This is a genomic window from Endozoicomonas sp. (assembly GCF_031844845.1).
Taxonomy (GTDB): domain Bacteria; phylum Pseudomonadota; class Gammaproteobacteria; order Pseudomonadales; family Endozoicomonadaceae; genus Endozoicomonas.
The window spans coordinates 1-6,188 of sequence record NZ_JAVRMB020000365.1 but is presented as its reverse complement, the minus strand read 5'-3'; the positions used below and the strand labels follow the sequence as shown (position 1 = coordinate 6,188).

At 45.7% G+C, this 6,188-nt stretch carries 3 protein-coding genes and 1 pseudogene; 2 read left to right on the top strand and 2 right to left on the bottom strand.

The genetic code is table 11. From position 1 onward, the window contains the following. The first annotated feature begins 249 nt into the window (after nt 1-249). Both RM811_RS20370 and RM811_RS20365 read left to right on the top strand, forming a co-directional pair. On the top strand, nt 250-1,398 hold the full coding sequence (locus RM811_RS20370) for an acetyl-CoA C-acetyltransferase (protein ID WP_402527739.1): 1,149 nt from the start codon (nt 250-252) through the stop codon (nt 1,396-1,398). A gap of 156 nt (nt 1,399-1,554) precedes the next feature. Further along, the gene (locus RM811_RS20365) at nt 1,555-2,430 is read left to right on the top strand and encodes an SDR family oxidoreductase (protein WP_402527738.1); all 876 of its coding nucleotides are present in this window, start codon (nt 1,555-1,557) and stop codon (nt 2,428-2,430) included. 149 nt (nt 2,431-2,579) lie between these two features. Here RM811_RS20365 and RM811_RS20360 read toward each other — a convergent pair whose 3' ends face one another. Further along, a complete protein-coding gene (locus RM811_RS20360; RefSeq protein ID WP_402527736.1) occupies nt 2,580-5,075 on the bottom strand; it encodes a hypothetical protein in 2,496 nt (831 codons plus the stop codon). 516 nt (nt 5,076-5,591) lie between these two features. Continuing rightward, nucleotides 5,592-6,188 (bottom strand): annotated as a pseudogene (gene thiH / locus RM811_RS20355) (2-iminoacetate synthase ThiH); the annotation flags it as partial.

Below are 6,188 nucleotides of genomic sequence, written 5' to 3'. Positions count from 1 at the left end.
ACCCACCAGGAACCTCGTTCCCACGCTCTGCGTGGGAATGCATAGCCAACCACAGGAATCGTGTCTGTGGTTGGGTCCTGGCGCTACCACGCAGAGCGTGGGAGCGAGGAGGGTTTTGCGACAACCGCCTTCGCGACGATGACGGTCGGGGGGTGTTTTGCCCTTTTGCGACAACCTCCTTCGCGGGAATGACGGAGGGCTGGTACTTTCTACAATGTCACTTTCCTAAGCTCCAGAAGGATAAAAATAATGCCAGAAGCTTATATAGTTGATGCCGTCCGCTCCCCAACCGGTCGGCGTAAAGGTGGCCTTGCCCACGTACACGGTGCTGATCTTGGTGCCCATGTATTAAAGGCTATCGTTGAGCGTAACAGTATTCCGGATAATGAATACGACGATGTTATTTTTGGTTGTGTGGACACCATTGGCCCGCTGGCGGGTGATATTGCCCGTACATCCTGGCTGGCGGCAGGTCTTTCTGAAGAAGTGCCCGGAACGACAATTGATCGTCAGTGCGGCTCCTCACAGCAGGCGGTTCACTTTGCTGCTCAGGCCATCATGAGTGGAACGCAAGATGTTGTGGTTGCCGGTGGCGTGCAGACCATGACCCAGATTCCTATCTCCTCCGCGATGATGGTAGCAGAGCCACTGGGCTTCACTGATCCGTTCTCCGGTTCTAAAGGCTGGGTAGCGCGTTATGGTTCCGAGCCACCAACGCAGTTTAAGTCTGCCCAGATGATTGCAGATCACTGGGGATTCTCCAGGGAGGATCTGGAACGCTTCTCACTGGAATCCCATCGTCGTGCGTTTCAGGCTATTGAAGAGCAGCGTTTCAGTCGTGAAATTGTGCCAATGGAAGGTGTTTCTGTGGATGAAACACCTCGGCAGTCCACCCTGGAAAAGATGGCTGAGCTGGATTTTCTGTTTGGTTGTGAAAAGGTTACTGCGGGCGTTTCCAGTCAGACCTGTGATGGATCTTCTGCCATTCTGATTGTCTCCGAGGCAGCCCTTAAGAAATATAATCTGACACCAAGAGCCCGGATTCACCATATGAGTGTTCGTGCAGCAGATCCTGTCTGGATGCTGACTGCGCCTATTCCTGCTACTGAGTATGCGTTGAAAAAAGCGGGCATGACCCTTGATCAGATTGATCTTGTGGAAATTAATGAAGCTTTTGCCTCTGTTGCCATGGCCTGGTTAAAAGAGACCGGTTATCCCCATGAGAAGACCAACGTCAATGGTGGTGCAATTGCTCTTGGTCATCCTTTGGGAGCTACCGGTACCAGGCTGATGACCACATTGCTTCATGAGTTGGAACGTACCGGTGGTCGATTCGGGCTGCAAACCATGTGTGAAGGTGGTGGTCAGGCTAATGTGACCATTATTGAGCGGTTGTAGGATATTTCTTGTTCCCACGCTTTTAGGCCCTGTGGGTCCTGCGTGGGAATGCAGACTGAGGATTTTCAGAAATCTCTGATGTATACGGCAGATTACGTATGAATTTCCATGGGAACCGTGGGAACGAGTTCTAATAAAAATAGAGGATGTATTGATATGGCCATTTGTGAAAACCGTGTTGTTATCGTCACTGGTGCGGGTGGTGGTCTTGGTAAGGCTTATGCACTTGGGTTTGCGGCTGAGGGCGCAAAAGTCATTGTTAACGACATCAATGAAAAAGCAGCCACGGAGGTTGTTCAAGTCATCGTAGAAGCCGGTGGTGAAGCGGTCGCTAATCATAATGACATCACTGACTATGAAGAGTCGGCGCTGATTGTTAAGCAGGCTATTGATGCTTTTGGTGATCTGCATGTAGTAGTCAACAATGCCGGTATTTGTCGTGATCGCATGTTTGCCAGCTTGTCAGAATCCGATTGGGATGCCGTGATGGCTGTGCACCTGAAAGGCCATTTCTGTATCAGCAGTAATGCCGTCAAATACTGGCGTGAACAGTCCAAAGGTGGAAAAAACGTCAGTGCTCGTATTATTAATACCAGTTCTGGTGCCGGTCTCCAGGGCTCAATTGGTCAGTCTAATTATGCGGCCGCTAAAGGTGGCATTGCATCACTGACGTTAGTTCAGGCGGCAGAATTAGCTCGTTATGGTATTACTGCGAATGGACTGGCTCCGGCTGCCCGTACCGGTATGACCGAGGACGTTTTTGCTGATGTGATGAAGAAGCCTGAAGACGGGTTTGATTTTTTTGCACCGGAAAATGTTGCGCCGTTGGTTGTCTGGTTAGGCTCTGAGCAAAGTGCCAGCGTGACCGGCAGGCTGTTTGAAGTGGAAGGTGGAAAAATCTCTATTGCTGACGGCTGGCGTCGTGGTCCTGAACAAGATAAAGGTAATCGATGGGAGCCCGCTGAAATTGCTGGGGCAGTGGCTGAATTGATCGCTGAAGCGGAGCCTGCTCAGAAGGTGTACGGTACCTGATGGGGTGGAATAGCTATTCTCCCTACAACCCCTGGTATCATTGATGATAATCAATGTATCGGAAATTGCTGGCAGTCTGCAGGCTTGCAGACGGTCAGCTTTGAAATAATACCAGCCTGACAGGTATAGCCGATGAAGCTCTTACCGGGTTATCGAGTAAAGGCTACTTTCCGGTAATAACTTTGTCGATCATCCTTCCCTGCAGGTTTATAGCTGGGGTCAAATTTTGTTTTTGCCTGAAAGCACATTGATGCCTTTTTTTCGAGATCATTTCTGCCGGTCTCTTCCTGAAGAAATCTAAAGATATGCCCCAGGCTACTGCCTGCCCGGCACCGGATATGATGCCTCATACGTTGTTGAAGCACTTGGTCATTGCCAAAGTCTTCTCCATTGTCCAACCATTCACGCAGCTTGAGGATGAGATCTTGTATGGATATATCCTCAGATATCATTGCGGGATTGCTTACTGTGTGCTGTAAACAAATGAACATCAGCTGTTTTGCCAGATTAAGTGCATCAAGGCGTTCTTTTTTTGTTGAGGAAAAACCACCACTGTGAGGGTCCTCAGTGCAATGCAGAAGCGTCCATACGGCTTCTTCCAAAAGCCGTTCAACGGGTAAAGTGCCACGAAATTTTTGGTTTTTCAGCAGACCATAAACATTAATTTCTCCTTCCAGATCGTTTAATACCCGACAAATGTTAATGCGGAAAAGTAATTTCATTATGACCGGGTTTCGAAATCCGAGGCGCATCCACTCCAATTGAGTCACCGCTTTTCCTTTTTTTACACTCACCAGAAAATCTGAAGTGTCAGTTTCTGAAATAGTGCCTGCGGGATCGTCATGCCACTTATACAGCTCAATCAATTCCTGAATCAGTGTAATAACAGAGGTGAGCGAGGAATCCGGTTTGTCTTCAGTGAATTCTGCAGCGACGGTTTGTCCACAGGCTTCTGTTGTGGGTTCTTCATATTCATCAGGGTTGTTATGGTGCTCCGGTAATGCTTTGGTGGTTTTTTCTTCTTTACTCTTTTTTACACCATTTTTCAGAAGATCAAGTTGTACCGCCCTTGCGTTGCATTGAACCCATAGGGAGTGATCAATCCCGGCTGGTGATTTGGCGTCAGTCAGTGCTTTCTGTATACGCCCAAGCTGTTCGCTGTCTGGATCATCCCACTGTTGGAAATAGAGTAGGGCAAGATGCAGCCCCATGGAGGGGTCAGTTTTCATTGATTGTAGTAAGAGTTGCTCAGCACGTTCAAAGTCCAGATCGTGACAGTGAGCTATCATCGATTTCAGCCATAGTACAATGGGGTTTTGACTGTCTGTGATGTTGCTGGTTTCAAGGTTGCCATGAGTATAGTCTGAAATTGCTCCTTGTATTTCCGGATCGGATATTTTCTTAATGCAGGCATCGAGCGATGGATTATCACCAAAATCAATAGACTCATGAAAAGTTGCAACGATTCGAGTAAATAAAAACAGTAAATCCTTGCTGGGGTTGTCATTGATAAGATCAGCCAGAAGAGTAATCAGTTCTTTTGTAGGCGCGTTTTTTGTTGAGCTGTATAGTGTATTAAAGTAGATGGAATTAATAGTGATTCGAAATTTTTTTAATGCTTCTATGTCGTGAGCATTAAACCTTTGGGCGGCTCTGCACAGAGAGAGTAGTGTTGATTCGAGCTCTTTTTTTTCTCTTGTGGATAGTTCTGGATTGGTTAGTAATGTATGTGTTGGTTTTAGAATGCTAAGCAGTTGAGTATAAGATATGAATTTTTCGTCAAATAAATTATATTCTATGGTCATTTTTAAAAAGTTAATAATTTCTTTAATGTGTTTTTTTTGCTGGTTCTTATTTAAAGAAGGTAGTCGCTTTGAAAATAGCGATATAACTGTTTTGTTCCATTTCCCTATTTTAGACGTTAACTGATCAGAGGGTGTGTTTGGTGAGTTTCTCTTTAACCTTTCTCCGAGTATACTACCATGGCTTTGCAGTGACACCAATTGATTCCCCGGTGATTCCTGGTTTGTTGTTTCCAAATAATAATCCATTGTGCTGAGGTTCATTAGTGGACCATAACGATCTGATTGATCTAATTTTTGAAACATATCTTGGGCGGAGCTAAAGTCAGAGTAGTCAGATATCGAATCATTTCTCGTTGTATGATGCTGATGTATTATTTTTTTTATTATATCTATATAAATGATTTTTTCTTTTCTTTCTTTTTTTGATAAGCGTGATAGTACAGGTTCTGCATATTCTTTTAACTTTTTTAGCGATGTTTTTGAGATGAAGTTCAAATAGTCTTCGCCATCATTAATGTAACCGCCATCCCTTTTTACATTTTCCTGAAAGGATTGTATCAGACTGTTTTTATTGTCAGTTTTGGAAAGGTATGGCTGAGGTGAGACTTTTTTTGTTTTTCTTGCTGGTTTATTTGTTTTTCTCCGGACAGATGTTTCTTCTCTCGATGATGGGGGCTCAGCAGAAGGGTTTCTGGGGCTCTCATAATTAACCAGAGTGTGTGAAGAAACTTTTGAACCATTAAAGCTGGCGGTTTCTTCTGAGGCTTTATTCTCTGGGCAAGGAACAGGTGTTCTGTCTTCTTGCCTGTACCTATGAACATTAAGTGATGGAGATGTCATTCATGCTTCTTCTTTTTATGTGATGCAAATTGTGTTTTATATAAATTTCGAGTGAATAAACCGGGGGATGCCTTTTTCCGGCGTAGCCGATTATCACGATATTCGATCGTTTTCGAAGAATTTTACTGTAGTACATGGTTTTGATGACTTGTCGAAGGTCGGAGTCACCACGCTTCGACAAGTTCAACGCGAGCGAAGCTTGAAGCTTATAGAGGCCAATCTCTCTGAAACCACGATCCGTTGTATGAATAAGACTATGGAAAAGTGAAAAAGTTCGGTCGATAAAGGTATTTTCCGGAGGCGCCTTGCGAATCTCCTGTCCAGGGGGTATTTGAGCCAGTTTTTGAATATTTGCCCTGGCTTTACCTTCAAGGGGCTGACATCTTTCATTTCATCCAGAAATGCTGAAATATCATCGTTCTCTATATGTTTGGCCATGGTCAGATAGTTAAGTGAAACAGGCGAAGACGATAGCAGACTCTATGAGTGGTAGAATCTGCCTTTGATTACGATTGTTCAGTGGTTGAAACAGGATGACCAGTCTTTCCAGACGGGCTCGAGTCCTTTGGAACGAATGGCATCCGCCACCACTTCGGGACGGCGATTATCGTCAATAGTAAACTGCTCCAGATCTTCATTACCCAGGATATTGTCGTCGGCGTAGCCTCCCGGGTGTGTGCTGGAGTACGCGCTCATGGTGGTAATGCCAAGCGGCAAGACATTGTCTCTGAACTTTTCTGACTCCCGGGTAGATAGGGAGAGTTCTGCTTCCGGTTTGAACAGACGGTAAGCACAGATCAATTGCACAAGCTGACGATCTGAAATGATAGATACCGGCTGGAATTCACCTTCACAGGGGCGCAGGCGGGGGAAGGAAATAGAGTAGCGGGTACGCCAGTAGGTCTTTTCCAGATAGTCTAAATGAGCAGCTACCATGGCGGAGTCTGTTCTCCAGTCCTCCAGGCCGATCAGGGCGCCAATACCAATTTTGTCGACACCAGCACGACCCAGACGGTCAGCGGTTTCCAGTCGATAGTTAAAATTCATTTTGCTGCCCCTGAGATGGTATTTCTCATAGGCAGCTCGATGGTAGGTCTCCTGATAAACCAGAAC